Annotated in this window: 17 protein-coding genes; 6 read left to right on the top strand and 11 right to left on the bottom strand. The window is 57.0% G+C overall.

Going from position 1 to position 17,382, the window contains the following annotated elements:
- The first annotated feature begins 143 nt into the window (after positions 1 to 143).
- Both ACB032_RS02850 and ACB032_RS02845 read left to right on the top strand, forming a co-directional pair.
- Positions 144 to 965, top strand: coding sequence for a hypothetical protein (locus ACB032_RS02850; RefSeq protein ID WP_371137305.1), 822 nt, complete (start codon positions 144 to 146; stop codon positions 963 to 965).
- A gap of 762 nt (positions 966 to 1,727) precedes the next feature.
- Positions 1,728 to 2,510 (top strand): hypothetical protein, encoded by a 783-nt coding sequence (locus tag ACB032_RS02845; RefSeq protein ID WP_371137304.1) that lies wholly within the window; start codon positions 1,728 to 1,730, stop codon positions 2,508 to 2,510.
- Between the two features lie 148 nt (positions 2,511 to 2,658).
- On the opposite strand, the gene ACB032_RS02840 is transcribed toward ACB032_RS02845, so the two are convergent.
- The gene (locus ACB032_RS02840; protein WP_371137303.1) at positions 2,659 to 3,192 is read right to left on the bottom strand and encodes a metal-dependent hydrolase; all 534 of its coding nucleotides are present in this window, start codon (positions 3,190 to 3,192) and stop codon (positions 2,659 to 2,661) included.
- A 141-nt stretch (positions 3,193 to 3,333) separates the two neighbouring features.
- On the opposite strand from ACB032_RS02840, the gene ACB032_RS02835 reads away from it, so the two are divergent.
- Positions 3,334 to 3,576 carry a DUF3297 family protein gene (locus ACB032_RS02835; protein WP_005302916.1) on the top strand — a complete coding sequence of 81 codons (243 nt, stop codon included), beginning with the start codon at positions 3,334 to 3,336 and terminating at the stop codon, positions 3,574 to 3,576.
- 197 nt (positions 3,577 to 3,773) lie between these two features.
- Entirely contained in the window at positions 3,774 to 4,316 is a 543-nt protein-coding gene (locus ACB032_RS02830) for a beta/gamma crystallin-related protein (RefSeq protein WP_043159739.1), read from the top strand.
- Between the two features lie 69 nt (positions 4,317 to 4,385).
- Here the strand turns inward: ACB032_RS02830 and ACB032_RS02825 are convergent, their stop codons facing one another.
- Both ACB032_RS02825 and ACB032_RS02820 read right to left on the bottom strand, forming a co-directional pair.
- Positions 4,386 to 4,829, bottom strand: coding sequence for an inhibitor of vertebrate lysozyme family protein (locus ACB032_RS02825; RefSeq protein ID WP_371137302.1), 444 nt, complete (start codon positions 4,827 to 4,829; stop codon positions 4,386 to 4,388).
- A gap of 181 nt (positions 4,830 to 5,010) precedes the next feature.
- A complete protein-coding gene (locus ACB032_RS02820; RefSeq protein ID WP_371137301.1) occupies positions 5,011 to 6,222 on the bottom strand; it encodes a NupC/NupG family nucleoside CNT transporter in 1,212 nt (403 codons plus the stop codon).
- Between the two features lie 482 nt (positions 6,223 to 6,704).
- Here ACB032_RS02820 and ACB032_RS02815 point away from each other — a divergent pair, with 482 nt between their 5' ends.
- Entirely contained in the window at positions 6,705 to 7,859 is a 1,155-nt protein-coding gene (locus tag ACB032_RS02815) for an ElyC/SanA/YdcF family protein (protein ID WP_371137300.1), read from the top strand.
- A 56-nt stretch (positions 7,860 to 7,915) separates the two neighbouring features.
- On the opposite strand, the gene ACB032_RS02810 is transcribed toward ACB032_RS02815, so the two are convergent.
- Together ACB032_RS02810 and ACB032_RS02805 are read right to left on the bottom strand one after the other, a co-directional pair.
- On the bottom strand, positions 7,916 to 8,272 hold the full coding sequence (locus ACB032_RS02810) for a DUF805 domain-containing protein (RefSeq protein WP_371137299.1): 357 nt from the start codon (positions 8,270 to 8,272) through the stop codon (positions 7,916 to 7,918).
- A gap of 130 nt (positions 8,273 to 8,402) precedes the next feature.
- Positions 8,403 to 8,615 (bottom strand): hypothetical protein, encoded by a 213-nt coding sequence (locus ACB032_RS02805; protein WP_371137298.1) that lies wholly within the window; start codon positions 8,613 to 8,615, stop codon positions 8,403 to 8,405.
- Between the two features lie 76 nt (positions 8,616 to 8,691).
- Here ACB032_RS02805 and ACB032_RS02800 point away from each other — a divergent pair, with 76 nt between their 5' ends.
- Complete coding sequence (locus ACB032_RS02800) at positions 8,692 to 10,374, top strand: alpha/beta hydrolase (RefSeq protein ID WP_371137297.1); 1,683 nt, start codon at positions 8,692 to 8,694, stop codon at positions 10,372 to 10,374.
- A gap of 92 nt (positions 10,375 to 10,466) precedes the next feature.
- On the opposite strand, the gene ACB032_RS02795 is transcribed toward ACB032_RS02800, so the two are convergent.
- From ACB032_RS02795 to cyoA, 6 genes are all read right to left on the bottom strand, one after another.
- The gene (locus ACB032_RS02795; protein WP_319898709.1) at positions 10,467 to 11,828 is read right to left on the bottom strand and encodes an MFS transporter; all 1,362 of its coding nucleotides are present in this window, start codon (positions 11,826 to 11,828) and stop codon (positions 10,467 to 10,469) included.
- A gap of 189 nt (positions 11,829 to 12,017) precedes the next feature.
- On the bottom strand, positions 12,018 to 12,914 hold the full coding sequence (gene cyoE, locus ACB032_RS02790; protein WP_005302932.1) for a heme o synthase: 897 nt from the start codon (positions 12,912 to 12,914) through the stop codon (positions 12,018 to 12,020).
- A gap of 11 nt (positions 12,915 to 12,925) precedes the next feature.
- Positions 12,926 to 13,255 carry a cytochrome o ubiquinol oxidase subunit IV gene (locus tag ACB032_RS02785; RefSeq protein WP_005302933.1) on the bottom strand — a complete coding sequence of 110 codons (330 nt, stop codon included), beginning with the start codon at positions 13,253 to 13,255 and terminating at the stop codon, positions 12,926 to 12,928.
- A complete protein-coding gene (locus ACB032_RS02780; RefSeq protein WP_045789368.1) occupies positions 13,256 to 13,867 on the bottom strand; it encodes a cytochrome o ubiquinol oxidase subunit III in 612 nt (203 codons plus the stop codon).
- A 4-nt stretch (positions 13,868 to 13,871) separates the two neighbouring features.
- On the bottom strand, positions 13,872 to 15,848 hold the full coding sequence (gene cyoB, locus ACB032_RS02775; protein WP_016351430.1) for a cytochrome o ubiquinol oxidase subunit I: 1,977 nt from the start codon (positions 15,846 to 15,848) through the stop codon (positions 13,872 to 13,874).
- The gene (gene cyoA / locus ACB032_RS02770; protein WP_077392289.1) at positions 15,848 to 16,918 is read right to left on the bottom strand and encodes a cytochrome o ubiquinol oxidase subunit II; all 1,071 of its coding nucleotides are present in this window, start codon (positions 16,916 to 16,918) and stop codon (positions 15,848 to 15,850) included. The genes cyoB and cyoA overlap by 1 nt, the downstream gene beginning before the upstream one ends.
- Positions 16,919 to 17,382: the final 464 nt, after the last annotated feature.

The raw sequence follows: 17,382 nt of genomic DNA, 5'->3' as shown, positions 1-17,382 counted from the left end.
CATAGGTGGGATAATAAGTATATTATTTATTGATTAGATTTTAACAGCGGCAGCCAGAATTGTATAGAGTTTCTTAGAATACTCTATTGCAGGATTAATCCAACCATCAAACAATTACTATTAAGCATTAAAGGGAGTTAATTTTGACTTTAGTTGCAGCTTGGGTTAGACATAATAACACAACTAGAGAATTGTATGTCGCGAGCGATTCGAGGCTTAATGGTGGTAGACAATGGGATATCGCCCCCAAAATATTAGATTTAGGCAGAAATGATTCCGTAATTGCTTTTGCTGGCAACACCGATAACGCTTACCCTCTCATGTTACAACTTCAGAGAGCCGTGCAAATGCATCCAAAGCTGAAAAGCAGAGGTTTAGACCTTACAATTTTACGTGGTTATGTTCTGAAAATTTTCAATGAAATGTGGAGCACTATTTCAAAATTACCAGTAGGTCAAATTCTTCCCGAGCCAGCAGATGTTCAATTCATACTGGCGGGTTACTCTTGGAAAGTATCTGACTTTAGAATTTGGACCGTTTATTTCGAAAGTGAAAATAATAAATTTGTATTTCGCAGTGCATCAAAGCATGAGAAAAAAGGCGGAGGAAATAAATATTTTGCATATATTGGTGATGATGCAAATATTGCCATGAATAAAACTTATGCATTATTAAAAGAACGAAATAGAATCACTTCCCCAGGCATGCATATGGAGCCCTTTGAGATTTTAAGAGAATTCATACATGACCATCAAAGACCATATATAGGTGGCTCACCTCAAATTTTCAAAATCTACTCACATATGAATGTGCTTGCATTAAATGTGTACTGGCCGACTAAAGATTCAAATCAAGTTGCTTTTGGTGGCAGAATACTTCTCCCATTCGAACGGAATGAATATCTAGCATTCAATCCTGAAAACTTCGAAGTTGAAGCAACAAGATGGCCTAATCCTCATAGTTAATAAAACTCTAAAAATCGGTGTGGAAACACTAAACGCCCCACAAGTAAGCGTATTGTTTCATTTAATTATTATAAATAATAATGAATGAAAGAAAAATTGATGAAAACAAGATAGTAACCGTTTAGTATTTTTACGCTATTCATATTTTCACTGACACTATTTTCACCCTCAGGTCACTTATGAAACCATCACTGGGAAGATTAGATCTAACACTCTATTAAACAGTATTGTTTTACACCATGCCCACTCATTTCACCAACCACACAACTTATTAAGTTTTAATTGAAAATATCCCATACAGCATTAATTTACAATTAATTTTATCATGAAATAACTTCATGCTTTCCTTTCGATGAGAACGTAACAACCGACAATTAGGACATACATTCTCTGGAGCAAGATGTTATATAGCAAGAAAAATATGAAAGTCCCAGTTTTTATTGCAAAGCAAATATTTCAGTCCATCATGATTAGCAACTTCATTTTAGGTTACCAAGGAGTTTGCATAAATTAACACTCAAACTAAAACATAATTAATATAATTAATATAATTAATATAATTAATATAATTAATATAATTAATATAATTAATATAATTAATAAGGTGACACTAGAAGCAACACATTCAAAAATTGCTACGATGAGCCTAAAGATATTTAATGTAAAATCGTTGTAGGCAGTGTCCACAATTAATATCCAGTACGTGGAGATACTTTTTATTTCCCTTATTCTAAAACTCTAACCGCATATAAAGGACCCTCAATGAACCCTATAACATCAATTCTTGAATTGCTTTCATTAAAGGAAAAAGTCCAAAGCCCTGTGCACTTCTCCTATATTGAACCAATGATCCACCCTATACCTAGAGAGGTTTCAGAAAAGTATTTCAATAATGGTGACTACCGATTATTAACTTCATATGTTGGATTAGAAAACATATCCAACAAAGTGCTCACTGAAGTTCGCATTAAGTTAAAGTCACAGTTAAGATTTAAACCAATTGTAGAAAGTAATGAAGCTAAAAATTATGACAACTATGAATTCAATGAAGCCCTCAACGAGGTAGTCATTAAAAAGATAGACCCCAAGGAATCTATTTATTTAAGCTTATTCCCTTCGCCATCTAAGCTAGTAAAAAACTTTGAACCAGATATCATTATAAATGGTGAGTTATTGACCCGTAGAATGAAAAGAATTGGCTTCTATAGCAAATACCCATCGCTGATAGCGCTAATCACATTAACTACGACTTTATTATTATCCATTCCAGTTTTTATGTTCTACAGCAATGAAGTCATAGATTATATACGAAGAACAGACCCTAGCTATCAGCTCATTCAAGACGCACATGAGCGTGTTAAGGGGGATTATTGTACATATCAACCGATTGAAGTAGGGCCATATCTGGATTGGTATTTAGACCGTTCTCCTATGCCAAGAGAATATACGTACCGCATAAATGGTGTTGTAAACTACGACGAATTAGTTACAAAGAATGAGGTTGTTTTATGTCTCACAAATACAGTAAGTAAACGAGCTAATTAGACCGATCGCATGTACCTAAAAATTAGAAAATCTATTTTTTAGCAAAACGTTGCATCGCCAGAACATTAGAGATGGGTGTCCAAATTTTTATTTATGTCCGATTATTGATAAGGCTCGATATATCCAACAATCCTTTCCAACCCAGCCACTACCGCCCCCTGCTACGCACCCGCCATCCCATCAATACCAGTATCAGCACAACCCCCGGCAGCCAGACCCAGTAGAGCTCGGAGAGGATCACCGCCTCACCTCGGGCAGTGAGATAGGCCTCAAGCTTGAAGGGAGTGACCCGGATCACCTGCCAAAGAGCGAAGAAGCGCTCGTCACGCCACGGCCAGAGCCAGCCAACCCCTTTGCCACCGGTGGTGAGGGAATCGAGCAGGCTGTGGGAGAGTAGCGACACCAGCAGAAACGACCAGACGGTGGCGGCGCTGGCCCTTAACTGGCGGTGAAACAGCATGGCCAGCGTGGGCAGGGCAAAGGCAAACAGCAGGGAGTGGGTAAAGCCGCGGTGGCCAAAGACATGGCCGTAGGCGACCCCCAGTTTAAAGGCAAGCACATCGGCATCGGACAACATGGCGATGGCAACCCCTGCCAGCAGCAGGCGCGGCGGGATAATCCGGCTGCCAAACCCGAGCCCAAGACAGAGAGGTACGGAGGCGTGGGTGACTATGGTGGGCATAGGGTGAAGCTCCAACTGAAAACGTGAGCCTACCTTATCCCCGCTCGGTGAAGTGAAGGTGAAGTTGCGTACCACCAGCCTTGAGCCCATGGCGGGCATTGCCTACAATGACCCACTTTTTATCACTCTCAGGTAAATAAAATGAGCGACAACAAACCGGCCCTGCCCGACCGCCTGGCGGCCAACCCGCGCAGCCCGCACCACGTGGCGGAGTGCTTCCAGCACGAGATCGGCATTCGCGTGAACGGCAAGGAGCGCACCAATGTCGAGGAGTACTGCATCAGCGAAGGTTGGGTGAAGATCCCCTCCCCCAAGGCCAAGGATCGCTACGGCAACCCCATGCTGATCACCGTCAAGGGCACCGTCGAGGCCTTCTACGCCTAAACGGCCCTGACCGCGCGCCCCGCTGGGCCCGCCGCCATGCTGTTCAGAACACCGGCCTTGCGCCGGTGTTCTGCTTTGGGCCTTTCATCTTTGCGTCGATGGCGGGCAAGGAGTGTCGCAGCGGGCGCCGCCCCCTCTTGCATCGGGGCTGCGCCTCGGCAATTCTTGCCGCCCCTTGAACTGGCAAGATCTCATCCATGAACAAGCTGTTTGTCCTGCTGGCGCTGTTGACCCTGAGCACAGCGGTCCGCGCCGATATCCTTATCAATCCCCAGATCGTGGTGAACGGCCAGAGCCAGGGTGGCGGGCGTATCCACATCTGTACCCTGACCCCCTTCAACAGCGTCTATGCCGATGCGGGGCGCAGCGAATGGCTGGCGCGCCAGAAGGTGAGCCGCCGCTGCCAGCAGGGCCAAGGCAACAACAGCCTGTTTTGCGAGGCGGCCAAGGCGAGCTGCCTGACAACCCGATTGGACGAAGGGGACGACGCCAGCACCCTGTTGGTGTTTGACGGCGCCCATCAGAGCGGCGACTCCCTGCGTATCGACCGGGATATTGCGGATCTAGGCCGCTACGGCTTTGCCAACCGCATCTCCTCCTTCACCGTGCCGGCTGGCTGGGTGGTGCGTTTCTTCGAGGAGACCGACTTTCGCGGTGGCTACTACACCCGCAAGGGCGGCGAGCAGGAGGCGACCGACTTCAACAATCGCATCCGCTCGGTGCGGATCCTGAGCCGCTAGCGCCCTGCCCCATCACCTCTTCGCCATAAAAAAACCTCTGCCTAGGCAGAGGTTTTTTCTTTTTAATGCTTACTGCCAGTTGGGGTCGGCCTCAACCTGCTTCATCAGGGCGGCCTGCATCCCCTTGTCCGGCTGGCCAAGCCAGGTGTAGCGGGCAAACTTGGACGGGGTTTCGCGGGCGGCGTCGCTATCCGGCAGATCGATCAGCACGCCCCACACCCGCTTGGCCTTGGCATCCACCAGCAGTTGCATGTAGTGGCTGGCGCAGTCGTGGGGCTTGCAGACCGAGCCGCTCTGATACGGGGTACCGACCACGGCTTCGAGCGGGGAGCTGGTGCCGTTGCCGCTGCGCACCCACTTGGGCAGGTTCTTGATGCCCTGAGTCGCCTTGGCCCAGGGGGCCTTGAAGTCTGCCGACAGCAGCAGATCCGAGGTATAGGTGGCGGCGGCAAACGCCGGCGCGGCGCCGACCAGCAGCAGGGAGAGCGCCAATGCGCGCGAGAGACGGGTCATGGTGTGATTCCTTGTTATATGAATGCCTGAACGGGCGCGGGCTGGCCGCGCGCCATCACGCTACCGCCTGTGCCCGCCCCTGTCGAGTCCAGGCCGCACCGAGGCGTCAGTGATTGGCGCCAGATGGACGACACCCCGCCGCGCCAGTGGCGAGACGGGGTGTGCATGGGGCAAGGGTCGCTTAGCCGAGGGAAGCGAACAGCCCCGCCAGGGTGGCGCTCATCAGGTTGGCCAGGGTCGCCGCCAGCACCGCCTTGAAGCCGAGGCTCGCCACGTCGTGGCGGCGCTCCGACGCCATGGTGCCGATGGAGCCAAGCTGCACCGCAATGGAGCCCAGATTGGCAAAACCGCACAGCGCGAAGGTGATGATGATCTGGGTGTGGGCGCTGAGATCCTGCTTGATGTTGGCGAAGTCCAGGTAGGCAACGAACTCGTTCATGATCACCTTCTGGCCGATCAAGGATCCTGCCGCCATCATCTCGCTGGCCGGTACGCCGATGAGCCAGGCCACCGGGGCAAACAGGTAACCCAGCAGCAGCTGCAGGGAGAGATCGGCCCAGCCGAACCACTCACCCACCATGGTGAGACCGGCGTTGATCATGGTGATGACGCTGACAAAGGCGAGCAGGATAGTGCCGATGGCCACGGCGATCTTCATGCCGCTCATGGCGCCGCCCGCCAGGGCGTCGATGGCGTTGCTGTAGTCACTCTTGTCGAGGGTGATCTCGGCCTGCTCGCGCACCTGCTGCTGCTCCGGCACCAAGAGTTTCGCCATCAAGAGGCCACCCGGCGCCGCCATAAAGGAGGCTGCGATCAGGTATTTCAGATCCACACCGAGTCCGGCGTAGCCACCGAGCACCGAGCCTGCCACCGAGGCCATGCCGCAGGTCATCACCGCAAAGAGTTCGGAGCGGGTCATGCCGGCGAGGAAGGGGCGGATCAGCAGCGGCGATTCCCCTTGCGAGAGGAAGATGTTGCCGGTGGCCACCAAGGACTCGGCGCGGCTGGTGCCGAGCAGGCGGTGAATGCCGCCCCCCAGCACCCGGATCACCCACTGCATGATGCCGAAGTGATAGAGCACGGCGATCAGTGCGCTGATGAAGATCACCAGCGGCAGCACCCGCACGGCGAAGATGAAGCCGTTGCTGGCCAGATCGCCAAACACGAAGCGGATGCCGCTGTCGGCAAAGCCGAGCAGGGCGGAGACGCCGTTGCTCATGGCGCCGAGCATGATTTGACCGGGGGGGAAATAGAGCACCAGGGCGGCAAAGCCGGTTTGCAGGGCGAGCGCCCCCAGCACGGTCCGCCAGCGGATGGCACGCCGGTTTTCACTGGCCAGCCAGGCGATAAACATCAGGGCCAGCATACCGACCAGACTCAATAACAGCGTCATCTTGCACCTATGAAGAGAGAAGTTTCATACGGCAAGTCTGCAGACAGGTATCGCAGGGAGCGGGCGGGAGAGGTGCCGACCCCGCGACACGCAGACCACAAACCTACAGGTTAGTGGCGGGTCCCATCCTGGGGTCATTCACGTTCCGGGTGACGGCGAGTATCGGGTGACGCCAGCGCCGTCGCAGGGGGAGCTGCGGCCGGGTGGCAGGTCGGGCGGCGATGGTACAGTGATCACCGTCACAGAAAAAGCGGTAAAACGATTGGCCCCGCCAACTTTTTCACGGCTGCGGCGAGCCTTACCCAAAACGCGGCAGGATTGCGCCGCAACTGAGCAAACCCACAGGGAAAGCACTCCCTGCAACACTTGGTTAAGCAGGCGCCACCCCCTTCCCCGGATAACCGAAGCGGTTCACGTTTTTTCACGCCGCGACGCGGTACACTGGCCAATCACCAAGTTTATGTTTTTATTGAAAAAGCCCCATGGTCCTGGAATGGCCTGGTGCCATCAACCTTCGGTGGAACGCCATCATGATGAAAAGAACCGCGATTGCCCTGACGCTGGCCGGCCTGCTGACACTGCCTGCCGTGCTCCCTTCCGCAGCCTGGGCTGCTCCGGTACGCTCCCTGCAAAAGGAGCAGAATTACGATCAGTACATCAGCAAGCGCCAGGTGGTAGATCAGCTGCTGGCAGACGCCTGGCAGATCTTCAAATCCCCCGCCCGCATCTCCACCGCCGGCTTCACCGCCAAGATGCCGAGCAACATGGAGCAGGTGACCGAGCTGCTGCTGCAGGCCTACCAGCTCGAGCCCTATCGCACCGACCTGCTCATCTCGGCGGCCAACGCCCAGATCTACAACGGCAACGTGGACAAGGCCATCGGCCTGTTCGAGCAGGCCCTCAGCACCGCGCCCGATGACATCGACCTGCTGAGCTACCTCGCCACCTGGCAGACCTTCAAGCACAACGAGGCCGCCGCCAAGGGGTATCAGAGCAAGCTGGCGACCCTCAATCCCGGCAGGGCTGCCGATCTGCAGCGCATCTTCGACACGGTCGAGCGCGTCATCGCCACCCCGCTCAAGGAGCAGGGGGAGCGCTCACCCAAGCCGGGCAACCGGGCCATCGTCACCCTGGGCTATGCCCTCAATCCCGACGGCTCCATGCACGACATCCTGCTGGGCCGGCTGGAAACCACCCGGGCGCTGGCCAAGGCCAACCCGGCGGCCCTCATCATCCTGACCGGCGGCGTGCCCCAGAACCGTCAGACCGAGGGCAAGCTGATGGCCGACTGGCTGGTGAAAAAGGGGATCGACCGCTCCCGCATCATCGAGGAGAACTACGCCACCAGCACGGTGGAGAACGCCCTCTACAGCGGCTATGCCCTCGCCCGCCACCAGATCGAGTACGCCACCCTGGTGAGCTCCGCCAGCCATGTGCGCCGGGGCCAGACCCTGCTGGAGATCGCCTGCTGGCAGAGCGGGCCGGCCGGGATCCGGATAGACAGCGTCAGCTATCCCGACAAGTCGCTCTCCGAGCTTGCCAAGGTGAGCGACAGCGAGCTGCTCGGCATCTACCGCGATGCCCTGCGCACCTACGGGCTCTGGAGCTACCGCTCCGCCCCCCTGCTGGAGCGTTGAGTCATGTCTAATAAAAAAACCGCCGAATGGCGGTTTTTTTATTCTGTCGCTAATGATTATATTGCTTTGGGATCATCACCAAAACGGTTCTCTCCCGTAGTCCCTGCGCAGAAACTGAAGTAGAGCAAAATAAAGGGGCCCACCACAGGAACACAAGAGATGAGGATCCACCAGCCACTACGGTCGATATCGTGCAACCGGCGTACCGTCACCGCAAAACCAGGGAAGGCAACCAATAGTAAATAAATACAGAGAACTGATACACCCACTTCTGGACTAGCAGACAAGACACACACCACACCAATGATGCAAGCAACCAAAAAGTTGAACAGGCTGAACATCCAGTACTCTTTACGTCGAGCTCGCCCGCGCAGTACTGCATATTTTTTAAGAGCAGAAAGATACCATTGCATTGTATTAACCCAAATTTATCTATTGTTATGTTTATGCCATTTCATGGCCGTGGCACGCTATCACTAGAACTCAATGGAGTCCAGAAAAAACTACCTTTCAATCAACTTTTGTTCTTGAATGTTCAACACGTTACAAGGGTGAGAAAACAGCATCGCCATCTTGGACAAGATTTTCACCCAATATAACGCCAGTACCAGCCCCTGCGCCGACCGGTTGCGCCGCCGTTATTGATCCCGCATAAAATAACGGTGCGCGTTGCCGGTCATTATTTTCAAATAGATCAACTGGGCCATCAAATATCACCAGAAATATGTAAATCGACACACCTTGCAATATTTCCATACAACTTCCGGCTGCCATCCGGTCGGCCCGTCCCCGTACTATTTCGGGGTTCAGGCTAGATAAATGGAAATAGACAATGAAATACACGCTGCTCATGACCCTGCTGGCACCGGCATTGCTGGCAGGCTGCAATCTGGAAAAAAAAGAAGAGCCCTTCCAGGCCCGCCATATTCGCGCCGGCTATGACGCCGGCCAGGTCTGCCAACAGCTGCGCCAGGGCTGGCAGGAGGACGGCATCGCCATTCCCGCCAGTCAGGTCAGTTGCCACTACCTGACGGCGCCGCTCGATTACGACAAGGAGTGGGTCCAGATCAAGGAGACCAAGTGGGAAAAGCGCTCCGCTGCACGCGCCGACAGTTCCCTCTTCGCCGACAACAGCCCCCGCTTCTCCTCCTGGCCGGACAAGCCCGTCCGCCCCCATGTCAAACAAGAGACCCGCACGGTCAAGGGCGACACCCTGGATATCTTCTATCTGCACTATCGCGCCAGCGGCGACTATCGCGGCACTCTGTTCTACAACCCGGGCGGCCCCACCTCGGCCACCCCGGATCTTGGCCTCCTGCTCGACCTGCTGCGCAGCGCCAACCCCGCCATCCTTGAGCACTACGACATCGTCACCCTGGATCCCCGCGGGGCCGGTTACAGCGCCCTCGGCCACGAACTGCGCAGCTGCCTGCTGACCGACAAGCAAGGCGTTCGGCCAGACATGAGCCCGGCGCAGCTCGCCCAACTGTTCACCAGCCGGGACAAAGGCGCCCTGCCGGCGCTCCAGAGCGGGGCCGATCAAGGCAAGGCCTTCAGCACGGCCCTCCTGGCGCGCTGCGACAAGCCGTTGCGGCTGCATGCACCGCACCTGGGCTCGCGGGCCGTGGTCGAGGACATGGAGCGCCTGCGCCAGCACCTGGGGCGCGAGCGGATCACCCCCATCACCTTCTCCTACGGCACACGCCTGGCTGCCCTCTATGCCGCCCGCTACCCGAGCCACGTGGCCAATCTGGTGGTCGACTCGCCGATGTCCCCCGCCGAGAACCGCTACCCGGCCATCTTCCGCGGCGATGCCGAGAATGCCAATCGCATCCTGGCCTGGCGCTTCGGGGATCAGGCGCTGCAGCGCAGCATGGCGGTGACCCGCCAGGTGCGTGACAACGGCCGCTATGTGGACAACCAGGGCAATGTGCTCGACCGCGACCGCTGGGAAGCGGTGATGAGCGATGCCATCAGCGGCAGCCGGCGCGACGATCAGCTCGCCTTCTGGCAGCAGGACGATGCCGGCCCCCTGCTGGCCCGCCTCGCCAAGGAGCAGGCCGACGAAAACCCCTATTCAACGCTGCAGGAGATGCCCTTCTTCAGCGCCATCCACTGCACCGACAACAGCGAGCCCTATGGCTGGCAAACACTGGACCCGGAAGATGCCGCCTTCCAGGGGGCCGGCGCCCTGCTGCTGGCCAACAGCTTCAACACCTGCGCCGACTGGCCTCATCCGCGCCAGCCCATCGCCAGCTACGGCGCCGGCGAGATAAGGCTGCCTGATGATGCCAGGGCCCTGGTGCTCGGCGCCGAGTACGATCCCAACACTCCCTTCGCCAGTGCTCGCCAGATGCAGGCCGCCTTTGGCAGCGCCGCCCGCCTGGTGCTGGTAGAGCAGAGCAACCAGCATGGCCAGCTCAACAGCTCCCGCTGCGCCCAGACGGCCCTCAGCACCCTGCTGCTGGGGGAGGCCGCGAGCCTGCCCGCCGAGCAGCGCTGCCTGGCTGACTGACGGAGCACGACCCAGCTGAGCACAATCCAGCTGAATACTGCCCAATAAAAAGCCCGCCGAATTGGCGGGCTTTTTCATGCAGGCAGGCGTCCTCAGGCGGCGACCAGCGACTCCAGATCGCGCCGGCTCAGGCGCTTGCTGTCCACCTTCACATAGACGGAACGTTCCGAGGCGGCCAGCAGCACGTCGCTCACCCCCTCGCAGGCGCGGATCTTCTGCTCCAGCGCCGCGTCGGCCGCCACCCCTTCCGGCAATACGATGCGCAGGCTGCTCACATAGGGGGGCTCGGCCATGGTGAGGCTCACCCCGAGCCAGACCAGGGCCAGCGCGGCGCAGCCGCCAAACACCAGGGCGCCGCCGCCCAGGCTGTAGAGCAGGCCGCCGAGGCTGCCACCGATGGCCACCCCGATGAACTGGCTGGTGGAGTAGATCCCCATGGCGGTGCCCTTGTAGCCGGGGGGCGACTCCTTGCTGATAAGAGAGGGCAGCAGCGCTTCCATCACGTTGAAACCGATGAAGAAGATCTGCAGGCCGGCGAGCAGGCCCCACAGCTGCAGGCCGCTTTGCCAGAGCACCAGCTCGGCGACGAGCATCACCAGCACGCAGATCTGGAACACCCGCTTCATCTTTCTGCGCTTCTCGGCATAGATGATGAACGGCACCACGCTGACGAAGGCGATCAGCATGGTGACCAGATAGGCCTGCCACTGGCTGTCGCGGGGCAAACCAGCGCGCTCCAGCAGCGGCGGCAGCGCCACGAAGCTCGACATCAGCAGGGTGTGCACGCAGAGGATGCCGAAGTTGAGCTTGAGCAGGCGCGGGTTGGTCAGCACGGTGCGCATTCCCCCCTTCACCATGCCGGACTCGCGATTGAGCAGGTGGCCGCTCGGGGTAGGCACCAGCCAGAGGGTAACGGCGATGCCCCCCAGCGCCAGCAGGGCGATCAGCCAGAACAGGCCGGATAGCCCCAGCGCATGAGTGATGAGGGGGCCGGTCACCATGGCGATGGCGAAGGTGATGCCAAAGCTCACCCCGATGAAGGCCATCGCCTTGGTGCGGTTCTGCTCGCGGGTGAGATCCGACAAGAGCGCCATCACGGCAGCCGAGATGGCGCCGCTGCCCTGCAGGGCACGGCCAAGGATCACGCCCCAGATGGAGTGGGTCAGCGCCGCGATCACGCTGCCGAGGGCAAACATCAGCAGGCCGCCGACGATGAGGGGCTTGCGGCCCACCTTGTCGGAGAGCAGGCCGAACGGGATCTGGAACAGCGCCTGGGTCATGCCGTAGATGCCGATGGCCAGGCCGATCAGCGCCTCGGAGGCTCCCGCCAGCGACATGCCGTAGGTGGTCAGCACCGGCAGCACCATAAACATGCCGAGCATGCGCAACGAGAAGACGGAGCCGAGCGCCCAGGTGGCACGGCGCTCGCCCCTCGTCATGGTGAAATCATTCATGATGGCCTCGATAGGTCAGGGAAAAGGAAGACTCAAGGGGCGGCCGACACGCGCCATGCCACACCCGGCAGAGGGGAAAAGTGCCCGACGGGGCGGCCCCATAATAACAGAGCCGGGAAGGTTCCCGGCTCTGGATTCTACTGATTTTCCCGCGTCGCATCACAACACGGAGCATGACAGGTATGCACCTTAGGGCAGCATGCTCACCAGCACCGCAGGCTCGGCCTCCGGCTGGAAGTCCACCGACATCATCACGCTGAGGCAAGTGATGGTGACGATGGAGAACATGAACAGCTTGCGCGCCCACAGGGAGTCATCCACCGCCGCCTTGTAGCCAGACAGCGCCATCCCCAGCCACCAGACGCTGACCGCGGTGGCCACCACCAGATACTTGTAGCCGGCGTAACCGCCGAGGAACAGCATCAGGGTCGGCACCATGAAGGCCAGGATGTAGAGGGTGATGTGGAGCTTGGCCACCGGGATCCCCTTCACCACCGGCAGTACCGGGATGTTGGCCGCCTGGTAATCCTTGAAGCGGAAAATCGCGATCGCATAGGAGTGCGGCATCTGCCACAGGCTGAAGATCGCCAGCAGGATCAGCGCCCCCGAGTCGAACTGACCGCTCACCGCGCAGTAGCCGATGACCGGCGGCGCGGCGCCGGAGAGGCTGCCGACCAGGGTGCCGTAGACCGAGTGACGCTTCATGTAGAGGCTGTAGACCCCCACATAGACAATGAAGCCCAGCACCGCCAGCAAAGCGGCCAACGGATTGGCCGCAAAGTAGAGCAGTGCAATGCCCGCAATGCCGAGCGCGGTGGCATACCAGAGCGATACGCCGGGGGCGATCAGACCCTTCACCAGAGCACGGTTCTTGGTGCGCTCCATGATGCAGTCGATGTCCCGGTCGATGTAGTTGTTGAACACGCAACCGGAGGCGACCACCAGTGATACACCAGCCATGGTCAGAATGAACAGGGGCACATCCAGGCTCCCCTTGGAGGCCAGCAGGAACCCTCCGATAACCGAGATGAGGTTACCGAAAATGATGCCCGGCTTGGTCACTTGCAGGTATTGCTTCATCATCATTGCCAACCTGCTCAGTGAACCATCATGTTGATGTTGAGGTTGTACATGATCCACAGGGAACCCACGACCACGATGGCGATGATGAGCACGGTAAAGATCAGTGCCACCAGGTTCCAGCGCTCCTCGGACGAGGTGTTCATGTGCAGGAAGTAGACCAGATGCACGAAGATCTGCACCACCGCCATGCCGACCACGGTAGCCAGCACGGTGGTGTGGGAAGCGGAGCCGTCCATCACCATCCAGAACGGCACCGCGGTCAGGATCAGGGACAGCACGAAGCCGATCAGGTAGCTCTTGGCGCTGCCGTGGCTGGCGCCGTGATTGTCAACAGAATGACTCATTTACATGACCCCCATCAGGTAGACCACGGTGAAGACGCAGATCCACACCACGTCGAGGAAGTGCCAGAACAGGCTCAGGCACATCAGACGGGTACGGTTGCGATCGGTCAGCCCCTTCTTGGCGACCAGCACCATCATCACGATGATCCAGACAAGACCGCTGGTCACGTGGATACCGTGGGTGCCCACCAGGGTGAAGAAGGCAGAGAGGAAGCCGCTGCGATCCGGACCGTAGCCCTCGACAATCAGGTGATGGAATTCATAGATCTCCATCGCGATGAAGCCGGCGCCGAACAGGAAGGTGATGAACAGCCAGGTGTTGACCGCCGCGACCTTGTTCTTGTTCATGGCCAGCATGCCGAAGCCGAAGGTGATGGAGCTCAGCAGCAGCAGCATGGTTTCGGCAAACACGAACGGCAGTTCGAAGATGTCCTTACCGCTCGGGCCGCCGGCAGTGCCGTTGACCAGGACCGCATAGGTCGCGAACAGGGTCGCGAACAGGATGCAGTCACTCATCAGGTAGATCCAGAAGCCGAATACCTTGTTGGCACCGGCATCGTGGTGCCCATCCTCATGGGCACCCTGGGTGTGATGTAGAACGTCAGTCGCCATGGAATTAAGCCACCTTGTTGATATTTTCAAAATGCTGACGCTCGATCCGCTCGATCTCGTCAACCTGCACGTAGTAGTCCACGTCGTCGTTGAAGCTGTGGATGATCCAGGTGGCGATCATGCCGACGAAGCCGGCGATGGCCATCCACCAGATGTGCCAGATCATGGCAAAGCCGAACACCACGCTGAAGGCGGCGATGATGACGCCGGCACCGGAGTTTTTCGGCATGTGGATCGGGTCATAGTGCTTGGGCTGCTGATAAGCGGAACCGTCCTGCTTGGCTTCCCAGAACGCATCCAGTCCCTTGATCTTCGGCTCGATGGCGAAGTTGTAGAAGGGAGGCGGCGAGGAAGTGGACCACTCCAGGGTACGACCGCCCCAGGGATCGCCGGTCAGGTCACGGTTCTTCTCGCGGTCGCGGATACTGACCACGATCTGGATCACCTGGCACAGAACGCCCAGCGCGATGAGACCGGCACCGCAGGCAGCCACCACCAGCCAGCCGTGGAACTCGGGATCGATGTTCTGGCTGACACGACGGGTCATGCCCATGAAGCCCAGTACGTAGAGCGGCATGAAGGCGACGAAGAAGCCGGTGATCCAGCACCAGAAGGCACGCTTGCCCCAGACGTCATCCAGCTTGAAGCCGAACGCTTTCGGGAACCAGTAGGTGATACCGGCGAAGCAACCGAACACCACGCCGCCGATGATGACGTTGTGGAAGTGGGCGATCAGGAACAGGCTGTTGTGCAGCACGAAGTTGGCGGCCGGCACGGAGAGCAGTACACCGGTCATGCCACCCACGGTGAAGGTGATGATGAAACCGACGGTCCACAGCATGGGCGAGGTGAACTCGATGCGGCCGCGGTACATGGTGAACAACCAGTTGAAGATCTTCACCCCGGTCGGGATGGAGATGATCATGGTGGTGATGCCAAAGAAGGCATTCACGTTGGCGCCCGACCCCATGGTGAAGAAGTGGTGCAGCCAGACAATGAAGGAGAGCACGGTAATGGCGATGGTCGCCCACACCAGCGAGGTGTAACCGAACAGCTTCTTCTTGCAGAAGGTGGCCACCACTTCGGAGAAGATCCCGAAGACCGGCAGTACCAGGATGTACACCTCGGGGTGACCCCAGGCCCAGATCAGGTTGATGTACATCATCATGTTGCCACCCATGTCATTGGTAAAGAAATGGGTACCCAGGTAGCGGTCTGCGGTGAGCAGGGCGATGGTGACGGTCAGGATCGGGAAGGAGGCGATGATCAGCACGTTGGCGCACAGGGCGGTCCAGGTGAACACCGGCAGGCGCATCATGGTCATGCCAGGGGCGCGCATCTTGATGATGGTGGCGAAGAAGTTCACGCCGGTCAGCAAGGTCCCCAGACCCGAGATCTGCAAACTCCAGATCCAGTAATCGACCCCGACCCCCGGACTGAACTCCAGCCCAGACAAGGGCGGATAGGCCAGCCAGCCGGTCTGGGCAAATTCACCGACCCCGAGGGAGACGTTGATCAGTACCACGGCTGCGGCGGTGAACCAGAAGCTCAGGTTGTTCAAGAAAGGGAAGGCGACGTCACGGGCACCGATCTGCAGCGGCACCACGATGTTCATCAGGCCGATCACCAGCGGCATGGCCACGAAGAAGATCATGATGACGCCGTGGGCGGTGAAGATCTGGTCGTAGTGGTGCGGTGGCAGTATGCCCTCGCCACCGGCCGAGGCCATGACCTGCTGGGTACGCATCATCACCGCATCGGCAAAGCCGCGCAGCAGCATCACCATGCCGAGGATGAGATACATGATACCGAGGCGTTTGTGGTCCACCGAGGTGAGCCACTCTTTCCACAGATATTGCCACTTGCCGAAATAGGTGATGAGCCCGGCGACGGCCAGGCCCCCCAGAATGATACCGGCTATCGTGACCATGATGATGGGTTCATGGTACGGAATAGCGTCGAGTGTTAATTTTCCAAACATCAGTTAGTACCCGCTTTCACAGTCTTGTCGGCCGGCATGTGGCCGGCGTGGTCCATCTGCTCGCCCTGGGCCTCATGGTGCATGGCGTCGCCGTGCTCCATGTCTGCGTGGTTCATGGAGGCGTCATGCTCCATCCCCTCGTGGCTCATGGACTCGTCATGGGACATCGCGGCCTGCTTTTCGCCGTGTTGCATGGCGGCGTGCTCGCCGTGCTTCATGTCGCCCATGAACTTGTTGATGATGTTGACGAACAGCTTGGGATCGGCGCTGGCGAAATACTCCACCGGGTGGTTTTCGCTCTTCTTGGCCAGGGCATTGAACTCATCCATGGTGTTGAGCGCCTTGGAGGAGGCCTTCACCTTGGCAACCCAGGCGTCGAAACCGGCTTGATCCTGCGTCGCGATGGCGTTGAACTTCATGCCGGAGAAACCGGCGCCGCTGTAGCCGCCCGAGATACCCTTGTACTGGCCTGCCTCGTTGGCGATCAGGTGCAGCTTGGTCTGCATGCCCGCCATGGCGTAGATCTGGCCGCCCAGCTGGGGAATGAAGAAGGAGTTCATCACTGTGTCGGACGTCACCCGGAAGTTGACCGGGGTGTTGACCGGGAATGCCAGCTCGTTGACCGAGGCGATGCCCAGTTCCGGATAGACAAACAACCATTTCCAGTCAAGGGAGATGACATCGACCTGGATCGGTTTCACCTCGGATTCCAACGGTTTGTAGGGATCCAGAGAATGGGAGGTTTTCCAGGTGATCACCGCCAGGATGGCGATAATGATGACGGGTACGGTCCAGACGACCGCTTCAATCTTGTTGGAGTGGGCCCAGTCCGGTGCATAGGTGGCCTTGGTGTTGGACGCTCGGTATTTGTAAGCGAACGCCACCGCCATCACAATCACCGGCACCACCACGATCAGCATCAAGCCGAGTGCGGTCAGTATCAGTGACTTCTGCTCCAGACCAACTTGTCCCTTGGGGCTCATCAGAGCCATGTCGCAGCCGCTCAGCAAGCCGGCAGTCGCGAGCAACAGCAAAGCGCCCAAGCCCCTCTTTACATCAAAAGGTCTCATGCAATGTCCTCATCTTCGCAGGGCTAAAGTTGTAAGAAAAACGCAGCATTCTATTTCACCCGGGGGGGATGTGAACAACATGAAAAATTAATCTTTCACTTGTGTGTGGATTGCGATTTCTGTGTGTTGCATGTTAATGCCTTGACGTCATGAAAATTATCAAAACCGCCTCGACCCCCTTTCATCGCCAGCTGGTGCCATTTCACCCTGTATCTGTTTATTAAACAAACATCCCGCGATTTAACCCTTTACTTAACAAGGGCAAATGACACCCCTTTGTGGCTAGCCGGCGAAATTCCGGGCTGAAATCCGCGCACATTTGGTCGCTCAAGGCAGAACAATTAAGGGACTCGAAATTAACCATAATTAATCAAATTAAATTTCAATTAATTCCATGAGATTGGTGCGGCTTTACCCGCAAACATGCACACCGCATGCATCTCATGAGGTCTCGCCGATCACAG

Origin of the sequence: Aeromonas sp. S5(2024), from assembly GCF_041403025.1 — a bacterium.
Taxonomy (GTDB): domain Bacteria; phylum Pseudomonadota; class Gammaproteobacteria; order Enterobacterales; family Aeromonadaceae; genus Aeromonas; species Aeromonas hydrophila.
Note: the sequence above shows the minus strand (reverse complement) of the source record. Positions and strands in the feature narration are given on the sequence as shown.